The sequence below is a fragment of the Microcoleus sp. w1-18aA5 genome (assembly GCF_036701705.1).
Classification (GTDB): Bacteria; Cyanobacteriota; Cyanobacteriia; order Cyanobacteriales; family Microcoleaceae; genus Microcoleus.
Window position 1 is genome coordinate 50,196 of sequence record NZ_JAUPTE010000013.1, and the last position, 26,064, is coordinate 76,259.

General features: G+C 46.4%; 22 protein-coding genes. 9 read left to right on the top strand and 13 right to left on the bottom strand.

The genetic code is table 11. The features are described 5' to 3' along the window. Positions 1-3: 3 nt before the first annotated feature. The 5 genes from Q5691_RS06970 to Q5691_RS06990 all read right to left on the bottom strand — a co-directional run bounded on the left by Q5691_RS06970 (position 4) and on the right by Q5691_RS06990 (position 4,465). Positions 4-168 (bottom strand): DUF5989 family protein, encoded by a 165-nt coding sequence (locus Q5691_RS06970; RefSeq protein ID WP_190657062.1) that lies wholly within the window; start codon positions 166-168, stop codon positions 4-6. Continuing rightward, positions 169-576 carry an SxtJ family membrane protein gene (locus Q5691_RS06975; protein ID WP_333344271.1) on the bottom strand — a complete coding sequence of 136 codons (408 nt, stop codon included), beginning with the start codon at positions 574-576 and terminating at the stop codon, positions 169-171. It abuts the gene before it with no gap. Between the two features lie 100 nt (positions 577-676). Further along, the gene (locus Q5691_RS06980; protein ID WP_333209117.1) at positions 677-2,653 is read right to left on the bottom strand and encodes a carbamoyltransferase; all 1,977 of its coding nucleotides are present in this window, start codon (positions 2,651-2,653) and stop codon (positions 677-679) included. Between the two features lie 169 nt (positions 2,654-2,822). Next, on the bottom strand, positions 2,823-3,308 hold the full coding sequence (locus Q5691_RS06985; RefSeq protein WP_333344272.1) for a hypothetical protein: 486 nt from the start codon (positions 3,306-3,308) through the stop codon (positions 2,823-2,825). Positions 3,309-3,544: 236 nt separating this feature from the next. Then, a complete protein-coding gene (locus Q5691_RS06990; RefSeq protein ID WP_333209114.1) occupies positions 3,545-4,465 on the bottom strand; it encodes an NAD(+) kinase in 921 nt (306 codons plus the stop codon). A gap of 419 nt (positions 4,466-4,884) precedes the next feature. Here Q5691_RS06990 and Q5691_RS06995 point away from each other — a divergent pair, with 419 nt between their 5' ends. Both Q5691_RS06995 and Q5691_RS07000 read left to right on the top strand, forming a co-directional pair. Next, on the top strand, positions 4,885-7,011 hold the full coding sequence (locus Q5691_RS06995) for a M64 family metallopeptidase (RefSeq protein ID WP_333344273.1): 2,127 nt from the start codon (positions 4,885-4,887) through the stop codon (positions 7,009-7,011). Between the two features lie 17 nt (positions 7,012-7,028). Next, entirely contained in the window at positions 7,029-7,775 is a 747-nt protein-coding gene (locus Q5691_RS07000) for a hypothetical protein (protein ID WP_333344274.1), read from the top strand. Positions 7,776-7,880: 105 nt separating this feature from the next. Here Q5691_RS07000 and Q5691_RS07005 read toward each other — a convergent pair whose 3' ends face one another. The 5 genes from Q5691_RS07005 to Q5691_RS07025 form a co-directional block, all read right to left on the bottom strand. Beyond that, positions 7,881-9,542: a hypothetical protein gene (locus tag Q5691_RS07005; RefSeq protein WP_333344275.1), complete on the bottom strand. Its 1,662-nt coding sequence runs from the start codon at positions 9,540-9,542 to the stop codon at positions 7,881-7,883. 85 nt (positions 9,543-9,627) lie between these two features. Continuing rightward, entirely contained in the window at positions 9,628-13,512 is a 3,885-nt protein-coding gene (gene cobN / locus Q5691_RS07010) for a cobaltochelatase subunit CobN (RefSeq protein ID WP_333344276.1), read from the bottom strand. A 191-nt stretch (positions 13,513-13,703) separates the two neighbouring features. Beyond that, complete coding sequence (locus Q5691_RS07015) at positions 13,704-14,564, bottom strand: EamA family transporter (protein ID WP_333344277.1); 861 nt, start codon at positions 14,562-14,564, stop codon at positions 13,704-13,706. Next, positions 14,561-15,298 carry an ABC transporter ATP-binding protein gene (locus Q5691_RS07020; RefSeq protein WP_333209102.1) on the bottom strand — a complete coding sequence of 246 codons (738 nt, stop codon included), beginning with the start codon at positions 15,296-15,298 and terminating at the stop codon, positions 14,561-14,563. The genes Q5691_RS07015 and Q5691_RS07020 overlap by 4 nt, the downstream gene beginning before the upstream one ends. A 168-nt stretch (positions 15,299-15,466) precedes the next feature. Beyond that, positions 15,467-16,279, bottom strand: a complete 813-nt coding sequence (locus Q5691_RS07025) for an ABC transporter ATP-binding protein (protein ID WP_333209100.1) — start codon at positions 16,277-16,279, stop codon at positions 15,467-15,469. Positions 16,280-16,494: 215 nt separating this feature from the next. On the opposite strand from Q5691_RS07025, the gene Q5691_RS07030 reads away from it, so the two are divergent. From Q5691_RS07030 to Q5691_RS07045, 5 genes are all read left to right on the top strand, one after another. Then, positions 16,495-17,361 carry a HEAT repeat domain-containing protein gene (locus tag Q5691_RS07030; RefSeq protein WP_333344278.1) on the top strand — a complete coding sequence of 289 codons (867 nt, stop codon included), beginning with the start codon at positions 16,495-16,497 and terminating at the stop codon, positions 17,359-17,361. A 46-nt stretch (positions 17,362-17,407) separates the two neighbouring features. Continuing rightward, positions 17,408-17,848 carry a hypothetical protein gene (locus Q5691_RS07035; RefSeq protein WP_333308407.1) on the top strand — a complete coding sequence of 147 codons (441 nt, stop codon included), beginning with the start codon at positions 17,408-17,410 and terminating at the stop codon, positions 17,846-17,848. Between the two features lie 252 nt (positions 17,849-18,100). Further along, positions 18,101-18,253 (top strand): hypothetical protein, encoded by a 153-nt coding sequence (locus tag Q5691_RS27665; RefSeq protein WP_445304752.1) that lies wholly within the window; start codon positions 18,101-18,103, stop codon positions 18,251-18,253. 4 nt (positions 18,254-18,257) lie between these two features. Beyond that, positions 18,258-19,052: a Uma2 family endonuclease gene (locus tag Q5691_RS07040; protein WP_445304829.1), complete on the top strand. Its 795-nt coding sequence runs from the start codon at positions 18,258-18,260 to the stop codon at positions 19,050-19,052. Between the two features lie 72 nt (positions 19,053-19,124). Beyond that, entirely contained in the window at positions 19,125-20,993 is a 1,869-nt protein-coding gene (locus tag Q5691_RS07045) for a tetratricopeptide repeat protein (RefSeq protein ID WP_333209096.1), read from the top strand. 194 nt (positions 20,994-21,187) lie between these two features. On the opposite strand, the gene Q5691_RS07050 is transcribed toward Q5691_RS07045, so the two are convergent. Next, on the bottom strand, positions 21,188-21,823 hold the full coding sequence (locus Q5691_RS07050) for a L,D-transpeptidase (protein WP_333209094.1): 636 nt from the start codon (positions 21,821-21,823) through the stop codon (positions 21,188-21,190). A 670-nt stretch (positions 21,824-22,493) separates the two neighbouring features. On the opposite strand from Q5691_RS07050, the gene Q5691_RS07055 reads away from it, so the two are divergent. Beyond that, positions 22,494-22,994, top strand: coding sequence for an autotransporter (locus Q5691_RS07055; RefSeq protein ID WP_333209092.1), 501 nt, complete (start codon positions 22,494-22,496; stop codon positions 22,992-22,994). A 313-nt stretch (positions 22,995-23,307) separates the two neighbouring features. Continuing rightward, the gene (locus tag Q5691_RS07060) at positions 23,308-24,654 is read left to right on the top strand and encodes a sorbosone dehydrogenase family protein (RefSeq protein ID WP_333344279.1); all 1,347 of its coding nucleotides are present in this window, start codon (positions 23,308-23,310) and stop codon (positions 24,652-24,654) included. 211 nt (positions 24,655-24,865) lie between these two features. Here Q5691_RS07060 and Q5691_RS07065 read toward each other — a convergent pair whose 3' ends face one another. Both Q5691_RS07065 and Q5691_RS07070 read right to left on the bottom strand, forming a co-directional pair. Continuing rightward, positions 24,866-25,432, bottom strand: coding sequence for a DUF924 family protein (locus tag Q5691_RS07065; protein WP_333344280.1), 567 nt, complete (start codon positions 25,430-25,432; stop codon positions 24,866-24,868). Between the two features lie 143 nt (positions 25,433-25,575). Further along, complete coding sequence (locus Q5691_RS07070; protein ID WP_333344281.1) at positions 25,576-25,932, bottom strand: peptidoglycan-binding domain-containing protein; 357 nt, start codon at positions 25,930-25,932, stop codon at positions 25,576-25,578. Positions 25,933-26,064 lie beyond the last annotated feature (132 nt).

Below are 26,064 nucleotides of genomic sequence, written 5' to 3' on the forward strand. Positions count from 1 at the left end.
ATTTCAAAACAGCGTGTAAATAAATGGAGCAATCACAGAACCCTGACTCAATACAATCAAAGCTCCCAAAAAGACTAAAGTCACAATGAGCGGCAACAGCCAATACTTTTGGCGTTCTTTCATAAACGCCCACAAATCTTTGAGAAAATCTAAAGTTGCTTCAAACACTTAAAAAGGACGCTCCATACTAACTTTGGTTCTTTCTTTACTTGGGACGCGGTAAGTATCCATTTTCGGATTTAGTTTTCGCCGCATTGCATCTTCGCCGAAAATCTTTTTGATTGCTCCCATCGGCCAAATTATAAGGTAAAAAACTATCCCTAAGACGATCGGCGTTTCGATTTTGTTAAGAATAAGTCCAAAGCGCATCCATGCGTGATAAATGGGATTCAGCGATTTCGGCGCAACTAATCCTAGCACGATTAGGACTGCGCCGATTGCCCAGGGCCACCAAGGTAGAGAATGCCGCCGCAGTAAAGGTACTGCTAAACCGAACAGCACTGCAATCAAGCCGCCAATTAGCAGCCCGAAATCGCGCAAGCCTTTTTTGTCGAGTTTTTTAATTTCGTCGCTCATTAGAAATGGGGAATGGAGAATGGGGAATGGGGAATTAGTTATTAGTTATTCGTTCCAACTAATAACTAATGACTAATGACTAATGACTAATGACTAATGACTAATCTAGTTCAAATTCATTTTTCCAAGCATCATCTTGTTTCCAAGGAATTTGTTCGGACTTGGGAAGCAAGTAATTTTCCAAAACCAGATAGTCCATTTCGGTTCGCATGAAACAGCGGTAAGCATCCTCTGGAGTGCAAACAATGGGTTCCCCTCGGACGTTGAAAGAAGTATTTACCACAATAGAACAGCCCGATCGCTTTTCAAAATGGCTAATTAAGTCATAGTACCGAGGATTAGTTTCTTTGTGAACTGTTTGAATGCGAGCCGAGTAATCGACGTGGGTGACAGCCGGAATCTCGGAACGGGGAATGTTGAGCTTTTCAATGCCAAACAACTGCTCTTGTTCGGGAGTCATCGGAATGCGGAGACTGGATTTGACAGGTGCTACCAATAGCATATAAGGACTAGAATGGTCAATCTCGAAATAATCCGCAACTCGTTCGGCTAAGATTGACGGAGCAAAAGGTCGAAAAGATTCCCGATATTTAATTTTCAGGTTCATCACGGACTGCATTTTAGCACTGCGGGGATCGCCAATGATCGATCGACCGCCCAGAGCCCGCGGCCCAAATTCCATCCGCCCCTGGAACCATCCCACCACATTTCCCTGTTCCAAAATTTCAGCCAACTGCGGCATTAATTCAGCATCGTCCAATCGGTGATAGCTGGCTTTGACAGCATCCAAATATTCGAGAATTTCTGCGTCAGTAAACCTCGGCCCCAAATATGAGCCCCGCATTTGATCGTGACAAGTTAAATGAGCAACCGACTTCGCCACAGTTGCCACCGCTTGGTTGGCAGTGAGAACTTCAGTCCTCTCCTCAACCGCTACGTTTGTAGTGGCAAGTTCAGTTTTGAGGGATTCTATACTATTTGCTGTCGAGTTGGCGCTCACTGTGCGAGTTTGTTCGCAATACTGATACCAAATCGCCAAAGCCGCACCCAAAGCACCGCCAGCATCTCCCGCTGCCGGCTGAATCCAAATATCTTTGAAAATACCTTCCCGCAAGAGTCTGCCGTTAGCAACACAGTTGAGAGCAACGCCGCCGGCAAGACAAAGATAATCGACATCCAATTCTTTTTTAACTGTTCTGCAAAGCCGCAAAACAACTTCTTCGGTAACAACTTGAATCGAAGCCGCAATGTCCATTTCCCGCTGAGTCAATTTTCCTTCAGCTTGACGCGGCGGCCCTTCAAACAGTTCGTCAAACTTCTTGTTTGTCATGGTTAAGCCAACAGTATAGTTGAAATAATCCATGTCCAAACGGAAAGTTCCGTCATCTTTGAGGTCGATTAAATAGTTGAGAATCTTGTCTACATACTTGGGTTCGCCATAAGGAGCTAAACCCATGAGTTTGTATTCGCCAGAGTTGACTTTGAAGCCGGTGTAATAGGTGAAAGCTGAATAAAGCAAACCCAAGGAGTGGGGAAAATCGATTTCCCACTGAGGTGTAAGTTGGTTCCCGTCTCCCAACCAAACTGAGGTTGTGGCCCACTCGCCCACGCCGTCGAGGCACAAAACGGCTGCTTTTTGAAACGGGCTGGGGAAAAATGCCGATGCTGCGTGGGATTGGTGGTGTTCGGTAAATAGCAGAGATGGCAGTTTATTTGTTTTGCAGTTTGCTATTGCTGCCAGATCTCTTTTGAGCATGGTTTTGAGGTAAAGCTTTTCTTTGAGCCATATTGGCATGGCTTTTAGGAAAGAGCTAAAACCTTGGGGGGCGTAGGCTAAATAAGTTTCGAGAAGGCGCTCGAATTTGACTAAAGGTTTGTCGTAAAAGACTATTCGATCGAGTTCCCGCAAATCTATTTTCGCTTCTTTCAAGCAATAAGCGATCGCATTCTTAGGGAATCTGGCGTCATGCTTTTTGCGGGAAAATCTTTCTTCCTGCGCTGCTGCTATAATTTCTCCGTCGCGAATTAAGGCTGCGGCGCTGTCGTGATAGTACGCCGAGATTCCAAGTATGTTCATCGCTCTCCTCACAAATCGCAATGCGTTTGCTTTTGACTATTTAGAATAGCTAACGATTATAGCTGCTTAAGTGCTGATTGGGAATTGAATTTTGCGATCGCCTCTAATTTTACCTGGATCGATGTCGGTGCAAAGTCCTCGGACGATCAGCTGTTGGACAGCATTTAAGCTAGCGTCGGCTTATCCTGCGGCCCCAAGCTCTGAAGTAAGTGACCACCGGGAATTGATAAAATTCACCTACCAACCACAGCACAATGCCTAAATGCGACAAAAAAGCTAAGCCTGTCCAAGCTAGGGGCAGCCACGACAACCGGCTGCCGGGAACCGGAGGAAAATAGTAAGCTGAAAGTCCCAGCAAGGTGGTCGGAAGGAAAATTAGACCCAAAGCCGCTGCCAAGTAGGGCCATCCGAATTCTACGCCTTCGAGGTGGGCTCCTATCCACTGTTTGCCGTTCCAGTGCCAAGTTACGGGCGGTTGGCGATCGGCCATTTGGAGCGATTGTCTTTCAACGCTTGCGGTATAAATGTGCTGGCAGAAGTTGCAAGCTAGGGCGTCCATCAGCGCTAGGGTGGAAATTTGACCGGTGCGGCACACGGGACAGGGATATGTATCTTGAGGGTTGAAAGGTCGGGTTGATTTGTTGAAAAGCTGCATAGATCAGGCTGTTTGTCAAGATATTGAGAGATCTTAACAAAGTACAAAGATTATGGGTTGGCTGAAGGTGGTTTTTGTATCTAGATTGTTGGTGATTTAACAGGTTTTTTCACGCTTACGGGCCCCACGGGTTAATGCGGGTTGATATTAGACCTCTCCAATCATTATTATGGTGGAACAGGCATCCTGCCTGTTCAAGACTAGCAATTCTTGCGATGTCTATTGAATGATTCGGATTAATTGCGGTGATTGTTGCTGTACCGAATTCGGGCTCCTGCCCAGTGAAGTTTTTCCCTCAAAGTGTTGAAATAAGAATAGTTTTCCCGCAAAATGATAAACTTGGCTTCGCAGTCCGCCCTCCGCACGTCTACGCGCTGTCCTGGCCAAATTGCAGTACCCAAAATGCCGTCTGTCCAGAGTTTGGTACTGAGTTCGTAATCTGCTAAAGGCCAAATGCTGACGACGGAACCGGGGGGGAGGACGATCGCCCGACTAGATAAACTCAAAGGGCAAATCGGAGTAACGGCGATCGCCTCCATTCCCGAGTGCATAATCGGCCCGTTGGCAGATGCGGTGTAGCAAGTCGAACCGGTGGGAGTTGCCACAATTAAACCGTCGCCTTGATACTGATCGACTACTTCGCCGTCAACTTCCATTTCTAGAATACAGCTCGGCATTCGATCGGCTGAAGCAGGTTTGACACACATTTCATTTAGTGCCAAAAATCGATCGCTTTGGGGTTCGAGATTGCTTCTGTTTCCCTCAAAAACTGTTGCCTGCAACATCATCCGCTTCTGCACAGCATACCTATCTTCCGAAAGTCTGTCCCAAATCTCCTCAGTATTTTGGAAATCCTCAAAAGACTCGGTTAAAAAACCCAGATGTCCCCCCACATTCGCTGCCAAAATCGGAATGCCGTCAGCCGCCAAATTCCGCGCGGCAGCTAGGGCCGTACCGTCGCCGCCCAGCACTACCGCTAAATCAATTGGGCTGTTACTAGAAGCTAAAAACACAGGATACGGGTTATCTTTCGGGCCACTGGGCCCCATTAAAACGTGACACCCGCGACTTTCTAATTGGCGAGCACACTGTTCTGCCCACCGCTGGCTGAGGGTATCTCTGGCTTTGTGGGCGATAATTACTTGTTTTAGTTGCACAACCTATCGATTTTAGATTTTAGATTTTGGATTGTGAGATTTTAGAGTGAGTGAAAGATCTTAAAATGTTCGATTGTCGATCGGCAAATACGGCAATGACATCAACCCTCTGCTCTATCGACACTGGCAACTCCCTCTAATCCTTTCTGATTATAATTTAAATCGCACTCACTGCGATTAAATTGAGAAATATTCATCATAGAGACGATATTGGGATTGCTATCAAACAACTTGCTGACATTTTTATCTGAATAAACCACAGCCCTGCCGCTCGTGGGGTGGTAACCACTAATAACAAGGAAACCCGGACGGTGGCTGTGATGGTGGTGCTGGAAAGGTTGAGGCTACTCAAAAGGTAGTTTGTTGCAATTTATTCATAATCATATACGCGGATCGTCGTATTGTTTCCAAAGTTTATTTTGAGCAGTATTGATCTACAACTAGCAAAAATAAAGGAGGCGTTAATTATGCCTGATAGCATGACGCAAATTCTCAAAGCTGGTCCTCCAGGAAATAAACGCAACATCGCTGTCCTTGGAGACGGCTTCACAGAAGCCGACCAGAACCTTTATAACCAAAAAGTCAAAGAGATTCTTCTAGATGGAGTGTTCGGTCATGATTATTTCTATGAAGATGCTCAAGCTTTCAACATTTACCGAGTCAACCTGATTTCTAACGATTCAGGGGTCAGCCAGCGAGTTTATGACGAAAAGGGAACTCCCGCCGACCCCAGCGATGACGTAATTGTCAGTACTACCCTGCGGAATACAGCACTCAGGTACATTTTCAACGGTTCTTGGGCGCACTGTTGGTTGGAAGAGGGTGCTAACACGGCAACCCTCGTTCAAAATGCCCTCAACACCTGGGTCCCCGATTACGAGCTTGTTTTGATTATCCTCAATGAATCTGGCTTCGGTGGCTGCGCGTGGGGGAATAAACAACACGTTACCCTTGGCTCAAGTTGGGAAGTGATGGCTCATGAATTTGGACATGGGATTGGCAATTTAGCAGACGAGTACTGCCAACCAGGCACTTATATTGGTGGAGAGCCAGGATCTGTCAATATTACCGCCAATAGTAACCGAGCAACGCTCAAGTGGAGGCGATTTGTCAACCCCGCGACCCCAGTTCCCACGGGAGTCAATGCCTCGCCAGGCTCGGGAGCCTGCACTAACCATAATCAGGGAACGAAACCGTTAGGTTGGAGCAGTAGTCAGGATGTGGGTCTATTTGAAGGGGCACAATATCGCGACAAGGGTATTTACCGACCAGTGGAAAATTGTCGTATGCGCGGGAACTCGCCCCCATTTTGCCCGGTATGTTACACTGCGCTCAAAGAAAAACATCACCCGTATACGGGACGAACCTTTTCCAAGTGCTATGCGGGGGACTTTAACGGCGACGGTAAGGACGACCTGCTGGTTCATAACGACAACTCGATCCAAATCTACCGCTCCAATGGCTCTAAACTCGACATGGTTTTTAGTGTAGTGGAAAGAGTTCCAGGTTCCTGGCAATTTAAACCGAATGACCAATTCTATATCGGCGATTTTAATGGGGACGGTAAAGATGAAGTCGTAATTTACAATAGTACTGATTGGGGGATGGAATATCTTGGGTTGCTTGTCGATGATGGCAACAATGGTCTAGAGTTGGTTGCTCGTTACGATGACTCGATGCCCGGTTGGCAATTCCAAAAGAGCGATCGCTTTTATGTGGCTGACTTTGATGGCGATGGCAAGAAAGACCTGTTTGTCTTCAACGGTGTGGAGTGGCCTACCCCCTATCTGGGAATGTTGAGGTCTACAGGGTCAGGATTTTCCCTGGTGAAACGCTACGACGGTAGCCTCCCCAGTTGGCAGATGGGCAAGAACGATCGGCATTACGTGGGTGACTTCGACGGAGATGGAAAAGAAGACTTGTGGGTGTTCAATGGCTCAGACTGGTCCATACCGTATTTAGGCATTCTGCGTTCACAGAGTACCTTCCTATCCATGGTGAAGCGTTATGACAATACTCTACCGGGCTGGCAAATGAAACCCAATGACCAGCACTATGTGGGTGACTTCAACGGAGATGGGAAAGCGGATCTGTATATCTTCAATGGGCAGGACTGGTCGATGGCATACCTGGGGATGCTCAGCTCGAATGGTGCTGTCCTGAACATGGTGAAGCGTTATGATGACACCGTTCCTGGTTGGCAGATGCGTAAAAATGACTCTCACTACCTTGCCGATATCAATGGTGATGGCAAAGTCGATCTCTTTGTATACAACTGCAAAGACTGGTCGCGGGAATACCTTGGAACGATGATTTCCAATGGTTCTGCTCTAAGCTCTAATTGGGTTGAGGATTGGGTCGGCGAATGGAATTTAGGAGCAGTTGACCAGTTTATTCCTTGTAATTACGAGGGAGTTGCTGGCAAGCGCGATCTATTTGTTCATAACCAAAACTGGTTTGGCATGATCCGAGCAAATCCCGTCCTCTCACTCCAGAAAATTTACTACCGCTGGATTCACAACTATCGCTACGGTCGCAATTGGTAATAAGAAGGAGCCTAACCATGATTGATAAATTGACATCCAAATCTAGGAAGGAAGAGGAACTGCCTTCCTCCAGAGAGAACGTTCAACTTCCTCAGATGAGTGAGGTAGCCCAAATTCAACCGGGAGTCATGCCCAGCCAGCCAGAACCTGGTAGCGAAGGTCTGAGCTTCATGTCAGCCATATCAGAAGAAGAGGGTATGGGATTGATGGCTCCAGTATCGTTGGAAACCCAGGCTAGACCAGACCAAGTAGAGCAATCAGACAAGCTCATGCAGCAGCAGTTGGCTCAAGAGAAATATATTCGTTTGCGTTTGCACATTGAGAACGGAGAACTTTCTGTCATTGGTGTACGTGCAGTGGAAGGTTCCCTGACTATGGAGAAGCACTTACAAGGTGAGGTACTCTATGAAGTCAACTCTGGTCAGACGCTAATAGCGGTTGGCTCGCTCCCCACACTGGGTGAAGTGCGAGGACTACCATATCCTGATGGTCTTCCAGAACAGCAGATGCATCATATTACTGAGCTATCGAGCGATGAATTTACGGTTCGGATTCCGCAGCAGGATATCTCCTTGGCATCTCTACCGGATCTGCAAATCACCGTCTATCGAGCCAAAGGCGGTGCTCCAGGTCAAGAACTCACTGCTGAACCACTCAGCATACAGTTTGGTGAGCAACTGCGTAAGGTCGCTCAACTCCAGGGCATTCACTTGGAGACATTGCCAAACACTCTACAAGGGGAACTACAACAGGCACTCCAATAAACTGTTTGTGACGGAAATTTCTTTCCTCAATAGAAACCTGGATCTGCGTTACCAGGCTCTGCCTGGTAACGAGAAAAATTCCCCATTCTTTAATCGAAAATTGTATTACCCTTCCATACCTCGGGATTTCGGGCGGGGCCATGTAATGCTGGAGTCGGCCGCGAGTAGGCTAGAAACTGCGCTCGCCCCAAAGCGGTTGAGGTGGCTGGGGTCAACAAAATAGTCATTGCGGCCCGGCCACCGCTGCGAAAAGTCGCGGAAAGCGAAGCCTTTTTGCCGCGAGAGTTGCTGCATTCGTTGCCGGAACTGCTGTTCTGCCCGCAGGCGAGTTCCGTCTAAGTAATCGTTGGTGAGGGGTAAATTGACGAAAATTAGGGGAATTTTGCGAGCTTTGGTAAATGCTACAACTGAGTTAAAGGCTGCTGCTTGTTTGCCTCCGAGGTTGAAGTTTTTGTAGTCGCCATCGTACTGACCTGAAACGTAAGCGCGTTCTCGATAATAAGTGTTGGGATTGTACTTGCCCGACATCGCCATGAATCCGTTGGAGTCGATCGATTCTGCCAATTGGTTGAGTTGTCTGATGGCTACTGTTGTGCGTCGCGAGACTGGAATCAATTGTGCTTTATTAGTTGCTGCATTCGCTGCGATCGGTTTTAACTCATATCTTGCAGCATTTGAGGCAACGGGCAAGATGCCCGTTCCACTCGACAGGGATTTGATTGGGGGGTGGGTGTCAGCAATGGGCAAGATGCCCGTTCCACTCGACAGGGATTTGATTGTGGGGAATAGGGGTTGGGCATCTTCCCCGCCCCTGAAAGGTTGATCTACAGAGGTAAATGCTTTGCGGAAATTGTTGTTAGCGCAGGGCTGCGGGAATCTGTAACACAGCGGAATTACGTTGGGTTCATCGGACAGCAGTTCGGGGCGAATGCCTGCTGCTAAAAGTTGGCTGCCTTCAGAATCGACGATCGAATTAAAAGTGCGATCGTCCCGGCCGCTGTTAAATGCCCGCACACCATCGGCCCAGACAATCATTTGAGGCAAATGACCGGGCTGCAAAAGCCGCCGCAGTTGAAAGTCAACTACTTGTGCAGTTGCGCCATTGACTGAAAAGTTAAATACTTTTAAGCCCGGACGGCCCCTTTGGGCCAAAGATTGTTTTAGCTGTCTGGGATCGACCCCCTGCAATGCGCGGGAACTGCCGACAATCAAAACATCTGGTGGGCCGACTGCAGCAACGTAGGATAGGTAAAGTTGTAGTTGTTCGTTTAGCAAATCGCTGCTGAAGCTGACTGTACTGGCTTGCGATCTGGTTGCGCTCGCTTGCTGCTGGGAATAAACCAGGTTTTTCATGTACTCGATTACTTTTTTCTCCGCAAACGCCCGTCTGGGACTGCCGGGGGGAACGGCTTGCATCCAAGCGACGGCCTGCACCCACAGGGCGGCTACTTCGTCCCAGTCTTGTTTTGAATTGGCTGATTGAGCCAAATTAGAAGCTTGGGTGGCAAAGTTAACTGACTCCGTGAAGGCATCGTTTTGCGGGCAAGAGGGAAGGCTGAGGGTTTTTCTGGTTTTGTTGCGGTTTTGAGCTAACAAAGACGTTGGGGACTGCGCTAGGACTGCGGATTCGTCGATCGAACCCGATGGCGCTGCGGTGTTGGGCGGCTTCGTTGACGAACATCCCAAAGTTACGGCTAATACAGCGGCTGCGGCGCAGGTACGTTTGAGGATGCTGGTGCTGATGCTAGCAATGTAGCGGCGAATCATAAAGCTTTCAGCGATCGCGAAACATTACTAGATATTACCGCAAACTGCCCATTCGTCTGCCGCCGCGATCGTGACTTTTGAGTATTTATGTATGGGATTCGATAACTGCTTCGGCTTGCAGGGCGATCGACCTCAATTTATCCAATGTATCCTGGTTCGCACTCTCCCACAACCCGCGCTGACGAGCTTCTAGCAATCTTTCCGCCATATCTCGCAGTGCCCAAGGATTGTTTTCTTGAATAAATGCCTGCACTTTCTCATCAAAAATGTAAGCCTCTGCGATTCCTTCATACATAAAATCCTCTACACAATTTGCCGTAGCATCGTAAGCAAACAAAAAATCAACAGTTGCTGCAATTTCAAATGCACCTTTATAACCGTGTCGCATCGCACCTTCTATCCATTTGGGATTTACAGCCCTGCTGCGATAAACCCGCGCAATTTCTTCTCTCAGTTGCCGCACTTTCGGATTTTCGGGAATCGAGTTGTCGCCGAAATAGGTTTCAGGATTTTTGCCTTGCAAATTGCGAATTGCGGCCGTCATTCCCCCTTGGAATTGATAATAATCATCCGAGTCGAGGATGTCGTGTTCCCGGTTGTCTTGGTTTTGCAGAACTATTTGCATTTGGCCGAGGCGTTTTTCAAATGCTTCGGGTGCAGAACATCCCCATTCACCCCCCCTAGCCCCCCCTTGTAAAGGGGGGGGACAAGAGTTGGAATTAGCCCCTCCTTGTAAAGGAGAAGAATTAGATTTAGCCCCCCCTTGATAAGGGGGGGTTGGGGGGGTACTTGTATAGGCGTAACTGCTCCAATTAATGTAAGCTTTTGCTAAATCGCTGTCGTCTGTCCAGTTTTGAGCTTCAATTATGCCTTGAAGTCCTGCGCCGTAAGCACCTGGTTTTGAGCCAAACACTCGAAATTGCGATCGCCCTTGCGCCGCTTCCTGACTCAAACCTGTAGATTCCCAATACAAAATCTCTTCCTTAACTTGTGCTGCTAAAGGGTTGTCTTCTGCCGATTCCTCTAAATCAGCCACAGCTTTTACCGCACTGTCAAACAAATCAATTAAATTAAAAAAAGCATCGCGGAAAAAGCCAGAAATTCGCAAAGTAACATCAACGCGCGGTCGCCCCAACACAGAAACGGGCAAGATTTCAAAATCTACAACCCGGCGCGAAGGGCCATCCCAAACTGGTTGAACTCCTATCAGTGCCAAGGCTTCGGCGATGTCGTCTCCCCCCGTCCGCATGGTGGATGTTCCCCACACTGACAAACCCAAAGTTTTCGGATATTCGCCATTTTCTTGGGTGTATCTTTCGATTAAATTTTCAGCAGCAACTCTGCCAACTCTCCAGGCGGTTTCTGTGGGAATGGCGCGGATATCTACTGAGTAAAAATTGCGACCGGTGGGCAATACATCTGGTCTGCCGCGAGTGGGCGCGCCGGATGCGCCACTTGGTATGTGCCGCCCATCTAATCCGCGCAAAAGGTTGGTAATTTCTTGGTTTGTTTGGAGGAGGGAAGGTAAAAGATAGTTATTTATCCAGTCTAATTCTTGTTGGGTTGCTTCGCCTATTTGTTGGATATTTTTAACCGCAGATAAACGCGGATAAACGCGGATATTTTCGATTAAGCTATCTACTAATTCAGCGGCTTTTTCTTCGAGTTCTGCTGTTAAATCACCTGCTGTACGGTGCTGAATTATCGACGTTGGATCGCAGGTTAAAGGGTCGAAATCGTAGCCTGAGTCTTCTGCTAGGGCGCGGGTTAGGCCCGATCGCCCGTTGGTGGGATGGCGGGCGATCGCAATTATCAAATCTCTCAACTGTCTACCTTCGGGACACTGACCGAAAATGTGCAAGCCGTCACGAATTTGGGATTCTTTGAGTTCGCAAAGATAGCCATCTGTGCGGGTGATAAATTCTGTAAATTCCGATTTATTTAGTTGTATTCCTAAGTCTTTATCTAAGTTTTCTTTGTTGGTGAGGGCGAGAATGCGATCGCGAATCATGGGCAATCTGGACGGATCTAAACTTTGGGCTTCGCAATACTCGTCAATTAAGGTTTCCAACTGCTGCAAAGGCCCGTAGAGTTCGGCGCGAGTCATCGGCGGTGTCAGGTGGTCGATAATCACAGCTTGCGATCGTCTTTTTGCTTGGGAACCTTCCCCCGGATCGTTGACAATGAACGGATAAAAATTCGGCAACGCCCCTAACGCTACTTCTGGATAACATTTGTTAGACAAGGCTATACTTTTACCGGGAAGCCATTCTAAATTTCCGTGTTTTCCAGCATGAATTATAGCGTCAATTCCCAACTTTTCGCGCAGCCAATAATAGTAAGCTAAATAATTGTGAGTTGGTTCTAAGTCTGGGGCGTGATAATTTAATGCGGGGTCAATTTCATATCCCCGCGACGGTTGAATTCCTACAAACACATTCCCAAACTGAATCCCCGGAATCGGAAAAGACCTATTGTTACTTATAAAGTCTTGTGCATAGCTGCCCGGAAGCCCCCATCTTTTACAAATTCCCTCTTGCACTTCCTGGGGCAAACTCGCAAAATATTCTTCATATTCTGCCAAATCCAAAGATTGATGAACAGGCCGCAATTCGCGTCCTTCCGGGTCATTTGTCACGCCCGAAGTCAGGAGTTCAATTAACTCGTTGCCGTTAGCAGGGATGTTTTCAATTTGATAGCCTGCTTGCTGCATAGCTTTGAGGATTTCGACACAGCTAGCGGGCGTATCTAAGCCGACACCGTTGGCTAAGCGGGCGTTGCGGGTGGGGTAATTTGCTAAAATTATGGCGATGCGTCTGTTGGCGGCTGGGGTTTGTTTCATTTTCACCCAATTAGCGGTTAAATCTGCTACAAATTGAATGCGATCGCCCGCTGCTACATAGCCTACTACATCTGTTTCTAATTCGCTGTTCCAAGTCTGTACCGCTTTAAAAGAAACAGCCCTAGTAATAATTTTTCCGTCTACTTCCGGCAATGCTACATTCATCGCCACATCGCGGGGAGAAAGTCCTTGTAATTCAGTTTCCCACTGTCCCAAACCGCCGCCGCTGAAGATTGCTTGCAATACAGGGACATCTAAGGATTTTAAACTATTTTGTTCCGGTTCTTGGCTGCTAAAACCGGAGACTGCAAAACTTGTAGTGTTGAGCAATAATTGAATAGGTTCTGATTCTTTGGGTTGAAAATATTCCAGCAATTCTATTTGCAAATCTGGTTCACGTAGAGAAGACACAAAGACGGGAACTGGTACTAAGTTTCGCTCTGCTAGAGCTTGACAAAGTGCATCAATTGGTGCTAAGTTTCCTGATAAGTAATGAGCGCGATAAAATAAAATCCCGACTTTAGATGTAGAACTAATATCCCCGTGTCCGCAAGTTGGAGACGATTCAATTTGCTTTTTCCAATCATAAATTCCGACGCGGGAAACTGTTTGAGGTAGGGGCGGACTATAAGCAGTTTTTAGGCAAGTATCGGCGGCAAATTGGAGTGCGTTAACAAAGTTTTGGACTCCACCTTCTGTGAAATAGCGCCAAAGTTGATTGACTGCTGACAGCGATACATTGGAATGGCTGATTAAATCAGGGTCGGGACTGTCTTCTCCCGGCATTACAATCAGTGAGGCGTTAGTTTTTTGCACCGTTTCCCGCAGAATCTCTAACCCGTAAGACCAATAAGAACGCCCTCCTAAAAGTCTTAAGATTATGACCTCTGCGCGTTCTAAAACTTCTTCGGCATAAGTGTCAATTGTTAGTTGTTGCTGCAATTGAAGCAGGTTTACAGCGCGCACTTTGGGGAATGCTGCCGGCATTTTGGATGCCGCCGCTGCGAGAGTTTGAATGTCGGTGTCAGCAGCACTAATAAATACTATTGGTGCTGGGGTTTGCTGAATAAAAATTACTCCTTCTGATTCAGGGTTCCAACCTCCGGGTGTGGCTGCTATTTTGTGCATTAATTTTTTTTATTTTAATAAATAGTGAGAGAAAGTGCGATCGCCTTGAGTATAACATGACTTATACGTAAATAAAGACTAGGGCCTGTTTCCCAACCCGGACATTCCCGCCCAACCGAGAGAGGGGAGACACGGGGAACCGCCCCTACATTCGGGGGGAGAATGAGCGTCAAAGTCCCGGAAATCTCAACCTATAAACTGATAAATAAAACTCCCAAAATCATTATTCCCGCCCCTAATAATCTTTCTTGGATATTTTTTTCCTTAAAAATGAAATGACCGAACAATACACCCATTAACACGCTAGTGCGCTTAATCGCGATCACTTGCACTACCAAAGTTAATGTCAAAGCTTGCATTTGAAAAAGCACTGCAATAGCATTGAAAGACCCCATAGCAGCTAGCATGGGTAATTGTTTGAGAATTTTTTCTCCTGAATTTGGGGTTTTGTACAATAAAACTGGTAGTAGCAAGACAGTGATTGTACCAAACAAAGAGAATACCCAAAAAACAGGGGATGAATTTGTAACTCCTATTTTGTCAAAATTGGAGGCAATACTCCATAGTAATGCGACAATTAACATCAATTTGGGCCCAGGTTCATCCAGCAGTGCTTTGAATGGGGCTAAATATCCTTTATGTTTCTCTTTTATATTTAATAAATAAGAGCCTGCTACGATTAGTAAAATGCCAATATAGTCAAAAAGTTTTGGATATTCACCGACAATTAACGGTGAAGTTACCAACATGAATAATGGTGTCAAAGCTACCAGCGGTAGTGTCAGGGATAAATCTGATACTTTGATGGCTTTGATGTAGAGGAGGGATGTGACAGCGTTGATGCTACCTCCGATTAATAGAGCGAGCCAAAATTGAGAGTTTAATGGCGGAATTCCTGTATAAAATACCCAGGGAATCAAAAAGATGACTGAAAAAAATGAGAGAGACCAAGCTACAACATATTCGTCACTTTTTTTGAGGTTTTGTTTGCCAAAAACGTCTTTGACGGCTTCAAAGAAAGCGGTCAAGATTCCAAAAATTAACCAAGTCAACCTAAATATGCGCTCCTGACTCGCTCGTCGTTTAGCAAATCTGCTCCAATACCTGTGAGGGTAATATTACCAGCTTCTAGCACGTAACCCCGATCGGCAATTTGCAGCGCTAAACTGGCGTTTTGTTCCACTAAAAGGATTGTAACGCCCGTGGAGCGGAGGTTTTGAATGATTGCAAAAATTTCTTTGACGATCGCAGGTGCTAAGCCTAAACTAGGCTCGTCTAATAATAGCAGTTTAGGGCGCGACATCAACGCGCGGGCGATCGCCAACATTTGCTGTTCCCCGCCGCTGAGGGTTCCTGCTAGCTGACGGCGCCTTTCTGCTAGGCGCGGAAATATCTCAAATTGGCGCTCTAAATCGGCTTTTACTGCCGCCGAGTCCGATCGAATATAGGCCCCCAATTCCAAGTTAGTTAACACCGTTTGCTGGGCCAAAACCCGCCGCCCTTCGGGACTGTGGGCGATTCCCAATTTCACAACTTCGTGAGCTTGACGGCGGCTAATATCGCGCCCGCTATAAAGAATTTGTCCTTGCCGCAAATTAACTATTTTGGAAATCGCTCTCAGGGTGGTACTTTTGCCCGCACCGTTGGCACCGATGAGACTGACAACCTCGCCTGCATTAATCGTGAGATCAATATTTTGTATGGCTTGAATTCCGCCATAATTTACAGAAACATTTTTGAGCTCTAAGAGGATGTTTTTGTTTGTTTTAGGTGGGCTATGTTGCATTTTGTTTGACGGGATTTTTGATAACAAAACTGTCTCTTTTCTAGCAGTGGGCCAGGGGTTGAAACCTGGCTCATAGCTGAATTACTCTTCAGATGGCTGGAAGATTCATTTAAGGCTAACTATTAATTTTACTCGTTTCCCGTCAGAGCAGGCAAACATTTATATTTTTTACGTTTCATCTCCCAAATAAGCCTCAATTACCGCCGGGTCATTCCTCACAACAGCAGGTTCTCCCAAAGCAATAAGCTGACCGAAATGCAACACGGCAATCCGATCGCACAATCCCATAACTAGCGGTACATGATGCTCGATCAATATTACAGTTAAATTGAATTGCTGGCGTATTTCTCGGATAAATTCGCTTAATTTATGCTTTTCATTGGGATTCATCCCCGCTGCAGGTTCATCTAACAAGAGTATTTGCGGTTCTAAGGCTAAAGCGCGGGCAATTTCTAAGCGCCTCTGGTCGCCGTAGGGCAAGTTTTTGGCTTGTTCGCCCGCGCGATCGCCCAATCCGACTAAATCCAACAATTCTAAGGCTTTTCGCTGGGTTTTGCGTTCCATTGCGTTAGATGCTGGCAAGCCGAAAATCCCCGCCAGCACGGATAAAACTGGATTGCCCGATCGACTGTGGATGTGTCGGGCGATCGCCACATTTTCCACAGCAGAAAGTTCCCCAAACAACCGGATATTTTGAAAAGTTCTGGCAATACCTTTATTAGCAATTTGATAAGGCTTCAATTGGGAAATATTTTCATTTTGATAAATCAGGTTGCCACTAGAAGCAGGTATCAGTCCAGTCATTAGATTAAATAGAGTTGTCTTGCCCGCGCCGTTAGGGCCGATTAATCCAAAAATTTCGTGTTTTTCAACTGTAAAAGATACGTTGTTTACAGCAATTAAACCACCAAAACGACGAGTTAATCCTTTTGCCGCTAAAACAGGATTGCTTGTTGAGAGGGTAAGGGGTTCGGAAATCATAAACACATCATAGAACGAATATAAGATATCTAATTATGCCTTAGACTGCCGAATGTTCTTAAAGTCACCCTTTTTAAGCAGTATTTAGGGCGATCGATTGCACCACGGGCAAGCACAAATTTAGATCGCCCGGAGTCCTGAAACAGTTTGATGAGAATGTATACACAATTATTCAAATGGCTGAGACGGCTCATCAAACACAAGGATTCTAGCCCATGACGAAGCACTACCGACACAGATTAGCTGCCGTAATTGCCCTCTCGTTTCTATCTTTCACATCGCCTTTGCTGTTGACTCGCAATGCTGCGACTGGAATTGGGGAGGAACCCACAGCTAATCCCAAACAGATTGCCTTCCTCACCGAGAAGTTAAATATTAACGATGAAATAGCACTTGATCCAGCTATTAAGCTGTTACGAAAAATAGGTGAACCAGCCATCCCTGATAGGATGGAAGCTTTGCAGGATCAGAATTTGTCAGTCGCTCAGAGTGCTGCTGAGGTTCTAAGACAAATCGGTCTTCCTGCTATTCCTGCCTTTGTCAAAACCTTGAAAGACTCAGATGTGTCGGTTGGTGCAGAAACTAAAATTGCTGTGCCGCAGCTAATTCTGTTGCTGAAAGACTCCGATGCCACTGTGCGTAGCCGTGCTGACTATGCTTTGGGCAGGATAGGTGCAGAAGCTAAAACTGCTGTGCCGCACCTAATTCTGTTGCTGAAAGACTCCGATGCAACTGTACGTAGCCGTGCAGCCAATGCTTTGGGAAAGATGGGTGCAGAAGCTAAAACTGCTGTGCCGCAGCTAATTCTGTTGCTGAAAGACTCCGATGCCACTGTGCGTAGCCGTGCAGACTATGCTTTGGCAAGGATGCGTGCAGAAGTTGAAACTGCACTACCACAGCTAATTTCCCTGCTTCAAGACTCAGATGCAACTGTGCGTAGTAGTGCAACCAATGCTTTGGGAAGTTTCGGTGCAGAAGCTAAAACTGCACTGCCACAGCTAATTCTCTTGCTGAAAGACTCCAATCCCAATGTGCGTAGTAGTACAGCCTCTGCTTTGAATAAAATCCGTGCAAAAGCTTAAACTGCATTGCCGCAGCTAATAGTCTTGCTGAAAGACTCCAATCCAAATGTGCGTAGGTAGTGCAGCCTCTGCTTTGGGGACGATTGGTGCAGGAGCTAAAACTGTTGTGCCACAAATAGTTCCGCTGCTGAAAGACTCCGATGCCAATCTGCGTAGCCCTGCGGCCCCTGTCTTGCTAAGTATTGCTCTTCACCTTCAAGAAAAAGCAAAGACGCTAACCTCACCGGAGTTAAATCAGGCTGTATCAAACCTAGAATCAGCCTTAAAAATTTTGGATGAACCTAAAGCTAATTTGTCACAACCAAAAATCGCAAATCTCCGTGTATACATCAATGCTCTCAAAGCTGAACCAAGCAATTGCCACTGCATCAAATCACTTCCAAAAAGTCCCTACATCTGGGAAGTTTACTTGTTTTTCCTCTTCCGAATCTTTGGCATCTGCCCACTGTGGCTGCTCAAAATCTACGAAACCTTAGAACCGAAATAGTCGGCGTCAGAAACATCACCGTCTTGCTAGCAAAACTCTATGTCAAACAACTCATTGCCAAGAAAAAAGGCACAGCAGAAGGCAATTCACCCACTACTATTTTTGAGTAAATACTGCACTATTTAAACCGAACAAACCGCAGCGTAACAGAGGATAAAGTCAGCGATTACACCGCTAGATATTAACGGCAACGATGAGAGTTAATGGCAAGATTTATTGAAGGTAGCCGACTCCCAAAATTAATCAGAAGCGATCGCAGGCTTTCTGTTAGCCGTAAAAAATTGCTATCTCGATAAAATTCCCGGTCCAAAAGATACTGACTTTCTGCCGCAAGAAATCACATCGCGCTATAATATTACAATTACCGTACCGCTTCAATCTCCTCAAGCCGTCTCGCCTGGGTAATCTTATGACGATGTACGAACCGGATTCGCCACCTTCCCAAACAAAAGTCCTCCCTACGATGTATGATTTACCCAGTGAAGACCCGGAGGAACCCGGTTTGCCTGACGAATTCCACGACTTTCAACCTGAACTGCTGCGTTTAACCTGTCGCCCCGCAAACCATCCGCCAGAACAAATATTTATAGCGAGAGACCTTAATCTCTACTACGATTCTAACCATCTCAATTGGTACAAAAGACCTGATTGGTTTGTCGTCTTGGGGGTTCCGAGATTTTATCGAGGTGACGAATTACGCCTCAGCTACGTGATGTGGCAAGAAAATGTCAGTCCTCTGGTAGTAATAGAACTGCTATCACCTGGAACTGAAGATGAGGATTTAGGAATTACAGAAGAATCCCGAAATAAACCGCCTACTAAGTGGCGAGTTTACGAACAGATTTTGCAGATTCCTTACTACTTTGTTTTCAGTCGGTACAACAATCAACTGAGAGTATTTCGTTTGATTAGCAATCGTTACCGCGAACAAGTTTTAACCGAACCCCGATTCTGGATACCGGAATTAGAATTAGGTATAGGTTTGTGGGAAGGTTGTTATCAAGGTTGTTCGAGGTTGTGGCTGCGTTGGTACGATGTCAGTGGCGATTGGGTTCTGACTCCAGAGGAGTTTGAAAGGCAGCGAGCCGAATTAGAAAGTCAGCGAGCCGAATCAGAAAGTCAGCGAGCTCAATTAGAAAGTCAGCGAGCAAATCGTTTAGCCGATCGCCTCAGAGCAATGGGCATTAATCCAGATGAGCTGTAAAATTAAATAGCAGCATGAAATGGTGCAAGCTGCAAGCGCTGTCCATAAAAACTTATTAACTAAAAATAAATTATGCCAGACTCTACCTCACTGCGCGATCGCTACCTAGCCCTAATCGACAAAATTGTCGAAATCACCCTCAAAGGTCAAATTCGCTCCAAAGAACAAGTTTATCAAATGCTGGTGCAAGACATTAGTACCGGTACTGGCGAAATCTTTGAACGCTGTTTCGGCGAACGCCTTGATGCCGCCGAAAATCAACTCAGAAATGAAAAAGACGAAATCAAACAAGCAAAGGCAAATCGCACCCTCAGAGCTCTCAAAACCATCCAAGGAGAATGGGAACGTTGGCAGAAAGATAACCGCGTCGATCGCGCAATTGCCTCCTCAATCCAACAAATCGTTAGTGCTGAATCTAATGCCCGCCTCTTGGCATTATTGCAAGTAATTGATCCGAATAAAGAACATCCGCTGACTCTAGATCAATTGCAGCAATTAGCCAAATCTCTGCACCAACAAATGCTGCAAACTGCCAATCCCGAAACCGAACAAGATTTGCAGCAAATCACCGCCGGCATCGCCAAAGGTTTAGAATCTTGGCAGCGTTTGGAACCGGAACTTGTGGGCTGGATTTATCAGCCGCAGCAGCTAGGATTTGCCGGTAGTCCCGAACAAAATGGGCCTTGGGCTTTTTGGGCAAAAAAAGTTAACAGTCCCTTTCCCCAGGCTCTTTTGAATACTATTGCGATCGGTGAATCTGTAGTTCAATTCGCAGCCCAGCAATCGAATTTAGATTTAGGCATATTGGTGGAATTAGCGATTATTTTGCAGTGCTTGCAGCGGGCGTTGGCGACATGGTTTGACAAGCAAGTTTACGATTCCAAAGTGTCAACGAAAGCTTCTATTTCTACTTACATTACTTTTGCGGTAATTTGGAGTCAGCTAGCTAGTGGGTTTAATAATTCTACCAAGAGCGGGGAGCAGTTGGCCAATGCTTGTTTTCAAGTAACTTTGCAAATTTTGCGGGCTTTTTCTCAACGAGAATACTTTCCGCTTTACGGGGGAATTTTTGCTTCATTTGATGGTAAAGCTCTGCGTCATACTTTGGATTATTTAGATGAACCGCTGCGGCGAGTTGAAGGCACTCAAGCAAAAGCTCGAATTCTGACGCTTTTGGGTTATTCGATGCAGGCGGCTGGGGCTTACGAGCGATCGATCTTGTTGCACAAGCAAGCGCTGGAAATTGCCCGTACCGAAGGGGACAAAGCTTGCGAAGTTGCCAATCTCAATCACATCAGCCGCAACTATGTTGCTCAAAAAAATTATCAGGAAGCGATTAATTACAGCCAGCGGGCTTTAATTATGGCACGACAAGCGGGAGAGCGACAAGGCGAGGCAAATGCTCTGGCTAATTTGGGTTACAGTGAAGTGTTTCAAGCGCGGCAGTTGGAGGAGGTGGAACCGGAGGTTTACGAGAGTGCGATCGGTTATTTGGAACAAGGTTTGTTGCTATCGGAAAAATTGGGCGATCGCCAAAGTCAAGCTTTTTGTTCCAGCAGTCTCGGTATCGCTAAAATTGCCCTGGAAAATGCTGAAGCTGCGATCGAATATTTGCTCAAAGGTTGGCAAGCAGCTCAATTCTCAGGGGATTTATATTTGCAAGGTCTGAATTTGGCTTACTTGGCTCAAGCTTATTACAGAATCAACTCACTAGAAAAAGCCATATTTGCTGGCAGTTTGGGGATGTATACTTTGGAGCAAATTGGTGCGATGGAGTGGCGTCAATCGGCTGGCTTGTTGACTATTTTGCGGGGTCAAATGGGGGCTGAATCTTTTAAACAAGCTTTGGCTAAAAGTCGAGCGAATATCATTCCGGCGATCGGTGTTGATGGGTACGATTACATCCCGGAGTTGCTGGAAAAATATCAGCAATCTATTTAACTCTTTGTGGAACAGGCCAAAAAGCCTGTTGCTGAGGGGGGTGCAAAATGTAAGTTTTAACTCACCCAATAGCTGCATTATCAATAAGTCTTTCATGGGCGGGCATGATGCCCAGCCCACAACCAAATTTAAGTCTTTGTGGAACAGGCATCTTGCCTGTTCATTTGTTTTTATGCACCCCAACCTCGGAATAACTAATGCTCAACTATCACCGGTGTGCCAACTGCGACTTTCTCAAATAAAGCCTGTGCGTCTTTGTCAAACATTCTGACACAACCGTGAGAAGCCGCCCCCCCGATCGACTCTGGATTCGGAGTACCATGAAAACCAATCACATTCTTGCCATCCGTCCAAAATCCCATCCACCTACTCCCTAATGGATTATCTGGCCCAGCAGGAATAAGTTCTCCTGTCCAAGGATTTTGCCAAACTGGATCTTTGATCATTTGCATCACTTTAAAATTGCCTGTAGGAGTTTCCCACCCGCCTTTTCCCACAGCAACCGGGAAACTGGTTTGCACCTTATTTTGTCGGTAAACATAGACGCGGCGTTCTCGCAATTTCAGGACTAAACGTACTTCCTCAATAGGATTTACCGCAGGCTTTGGTTCCTGGGGAATATAACGAAATGGTTCTCCCAAGGGCGGCAGTTCTGGGGTTCCAAGATTCGGCAATTGTGTCTCGGATGTGGGCCGCTGCGCTGCGATCGCACTATTACTTGAATTAGCCACCAATTCGGCAGTCGCCTGCTGCTGTAGGCCGACCGACAGCGCGGCTGCACTCAAGCTCAGTACAATTAACTTGTTAAACGAAAATTTGCTCTTCACCATTGTTTTCTTCGCTAAACTCCTCACCAGCATTTCCTACAAAGTTCCTATCTAATTATCCGCCAACCGCACCTGATGAGAAAATTTTTGAGATGGCTTTTTGACGGCAACTGCGCTGTACAGTTTTTAGTTGAAATTTCACCACTGATAACTTGTAGCTCAACACAAAGCTTAAGCAATAATACCAAAACAACAAGGTTTTTATAAGTAGCTCAGTGGAGTTACGCAATAGAATGTCGTTAAAAAACCCGGTTTATGGGTAAATCTTGCAAGAAAATGATTAAGTTTTCCCTCCGACTAATTGGATTTTTTAGTAATGGCCGACTGGCGATCGAGTATTCAAACTATGGCGCTGCTGTATCCGGCAAGCACAATCTGTCTTTGGGTAGAGTTCCCCCCAGCAACAGTTAGGTGGGCGGAAAAAAACTGCAACGGTCGATCGAATAAACTCAATATATCACGGCAACACTCTAGAGATGCAAACCGCTGAACTTGTTGTAAATCGGGAACTTATGATGTAAAATTTAGTCTTTCAATACTTGTTCGATAATCTTTTTTTGAGATTGTCATAAATTTCCTACTCTGGGGATTAAACTGGATTAGGTATAGAAGTTGGGACTTTCGTGCAGCGGAAGCAAACCCGACCCTGAATAGCAGTTAATGTGAGGTTTCAATGCGTCTTCAGAACATCAAATTATTGACAGGTGCAACACTGTCGGTGGTAATTTCGGCGGTCTCAGTAAATCCTGCGATGGCTAACCCTGCAACTCAAATAGCCCAAACGCAGACCACCACAACAGCAAACACTACAACCATTGTCGGTTTTGTCAAAAGTATTGTCGGCGATGTAGTAACTATTCGCGAAGAAAGCGCGCCGTACAGGACTCTCAGGATTCAAAGATGCGTCCTGAGAATTATTGGCTTAGTACCGGGAATGAAAGTCAGAGCCACCGTCGCCGGATCTCAGATCCAAAATATCGCGGTGATCCCCGATTATAAGGTGGTCGCCACAACGGTTGCTCGTCCCGCAACCCCAGCACCGGCACCGCGTCCGGCTCCAGAACCGCCACCGCGTCCGGCTCCTCGTCCGGCTCCGGCTCCGGCTCCTCGTCCGGCTCCCCGTCCAATTCCGGCTCCGGCTCCGGCTCCGGCTCCTGTGAGAGGACTTTGGTAGACCTAGGTTATACGATTTTAGATTTTTGATTGTCGATTTTCGATTGAAAATTGGCAATGACAATCAAGCAATTTGATCCGGGCCCCCCGGATTTATTAGTAGGATCGCTTTCTTCAATCAACAATCTAAAATCGCAAATCTAAAATCGATTGACTGATGAAGCTCAAGGTTTGAAACACGGGCCTACAGTTGCCTTCTTTTTTTGCAACTGGTATGAGTAAGCGAAATTAAGTCACCGCGCACGCGGTGGCTTCGCTGTTTAATAGCAGTTAGAATAATATAATTGTCTAGCAATTGTGGAGAAATCGCTGCTATGTATTACCTGCGTTTCTTGCTACTAATTCTGCTGTTGCCGATGATTGCGTGCGATCGAGCTACAGATGCGATCGCCCCTGCTGTGGGCGACAACGGCCCCGTGTCTCAAATTCCCTCCCGTGCACCGCTGGGAAATGTTGGGACAAATCAAATTATACCGACCAAACCGCTTTCGCCGCAGCCCATCCGCATTGTTGCAACTTCTTTGCCGCAGCCAGGAGCCAGCGAAAGCGCCTCAAAACCTCCTCAAGTAATACCGATTCCCGCATCGCCAGTGCTGCGAGTGCCTCCTGGCTTTGTCGTCAACGTTTTTGCTGACAATTTAGACGCTCCTCGATGGCTGGCTTTGACCCCGACAGGCGATGTTTTGGTAACAGAAACGCGACAGAATCGGATTACGCTGTTGCGGGATGCCAACGGCGACGGGGTTGCTGAGGTTCGCAAGACTTTTGCAAGTGCCCAAAACGGGTTAAATATTCCCTTTGGTATGGCTTTTGCCGATCGCTATTTTTTCCTCGGAAATACCGATGAAGTTCGACGATTTCCCTACACAAAAGGGCAGGAACAATTGACCGGTACTGGTCAAAAAATTGCCGATTTACCGGGCGGTGGCTACAACCAACACTGGACGCGAAATGTTGTCGTTTCCCCCGACAAGAGCAAGCTTTTCGTCTCAGTTGGATCGCAGTCTAATGCCGATGTCGAACCGCTGCCGAGGGCGTCTGTTCAAGTGATGAATTTGGACGGCAAGAACCAGCAAATTTTTGCTTCGGGTTTGCGAAATCCGGTGGGATTGGATTTTCACCCAAAAACCAATCAACTCTACACGACAGTCAACGAACGCGACGGTTTGGGAGATGATTTGGTGCCGGATTACTTGACAAGAATTCGTCAAGGCGAGTTTTACGGCTGGCCTTACACTTATTTTAAGCCTAATTTGCTCGACCCGCGCCACGCTAGAAATGGCAATAGCGATCGACCTGATTTAGCGGCTAAAACATTAATGCCAGACGTGTTGTTTCAGGCGCACTCGGCGGCTTTGGGGCTTCAGTTTTACGACGGCAAAACGTTTCCCAAAAGATTCCTAAATGGGGCGTTTGTGGCGTTTCGCGGCAGTTGGAATCGCAACGCTGGAACTGGTTATAAAATCGTGTTTGTACCTTTTAATGCGGCGAACGGACGCCCTCAAGGTTATTATGAGGATTTTCTGACTGGTTTTCTCACAGATCCGTCGGGCCCGAAAACTTGGGGGCGGCCGGTTGGTTTGCTGGTTTTACCTGACGGGAGTTTGCTATTTACTGAGGAAGCGAACAACCGGATTTATCGGGTGCAGTCTCGCGGCTGACGATTGGGCGATCGATAAATTCTTCACCCTCGTATACTTTTTGTTGAATCAAAAATTTATCTTCTTTTCTAATTTCACTATTCAATTTGAGATTCGCTGGGTTGTGGCGGGTTTTGTAGAGAGATTGTCTGCTGTTGGTTCTGATTGCGGCCTAAAACTGCCTCTACAAGCCTCGAATATATCAGAACGCTCGACTTTTTGCGATCGCGCTTTAAAATCCCGAACCAGGTTGTCTCAGAAACTCTGCTTCTTCCGGGGTTGTTTCGCGTCCGAGAATTTGATTGCGGTGGGGAAATCTCCCAAAACGCTGGATTATTTCTAAATGCTGCATCGCGTATTCAATGAATGAATCGCTGTCAGGTTCGCCGCTGAGTTGGCGAAATAGTTCCACGGATTTTTGCTGGTTTTCTAAGTTTTCGCTGTGTTGAAAAGGGAGATAAACAAATAATTTTTGTACAGTTAGCAATTCGCGATCGAAGTTATGATTAACAGCATATTCGGCGGTGGCTAAAGCTTTGTTGTCTGTGGCGAATGCTTGGGGCGTTCCGCGAAACATATTACGCGGAAATTGATCTAACAGTAGAATTAATGCTAGGCAGTTGTCGGGGGAATCGTGCCATGAGTCGAGTTTACCGGAGGCGGCTAGTTCGTATTGTGGCAGAAAGCGCCATCGCACTTCTGCATCAAAATCCACATTTTTTTCAAACCATTTCTTGTGGACTTTGCCAAACTCAGGAGAGTGCGATCGACCGAACCAAAAATCTAAAACTTCATTCATTAGCAATCTAGTATGCGATTGATTGTTGATTAAAGCTTCTGTGTCTGTAGTTGCACAAAATGCGCTATCTGTCCAACTACAAACCGCAGCGATTAATGATTAGCAATGATGACTTAGGAACCTTTGTTGTCCGGTGCTTAAAGTTACAAACTAGCAAACAGTCTGTCCCAAGTTTTGCCTCCCACAACTCCGTCTACAGGAATATCCGCTTGTCGCTGAAATCTTTTCACTGCATCTTCGGTTGTCGGACCGAAAACGCCATCAATTGCGATCGGGTGTCGGGACAAGCCCCGCGCGTTCAACAACTTTTGCAGTTTCTTCACATCGTGCCCTTTCGAGCCGCATTTTAAAATCCTTTTATGGTGTTTCACTGCTGGTCGATGGCAATCATCAGTGTAGCAAACTGCGGAGCCCGCTGCATAGTTGGCTCTACTTGTGCCCGTCAAAACTAATAGGGCGAGAACTGCTAGTAAATAATAAAAAGTCTGTGATCCGGCCATATTTTTCCTGTTAATTTTTCATTCGAGCGACCAAACCAACAATCTAAAACTTCATTCATTGGCAATCTAGTATGCGATGGATTGTTGATTAAAGTTTCTGTGTCTGTAGTTGCACAAAATGCGCTATCTGTC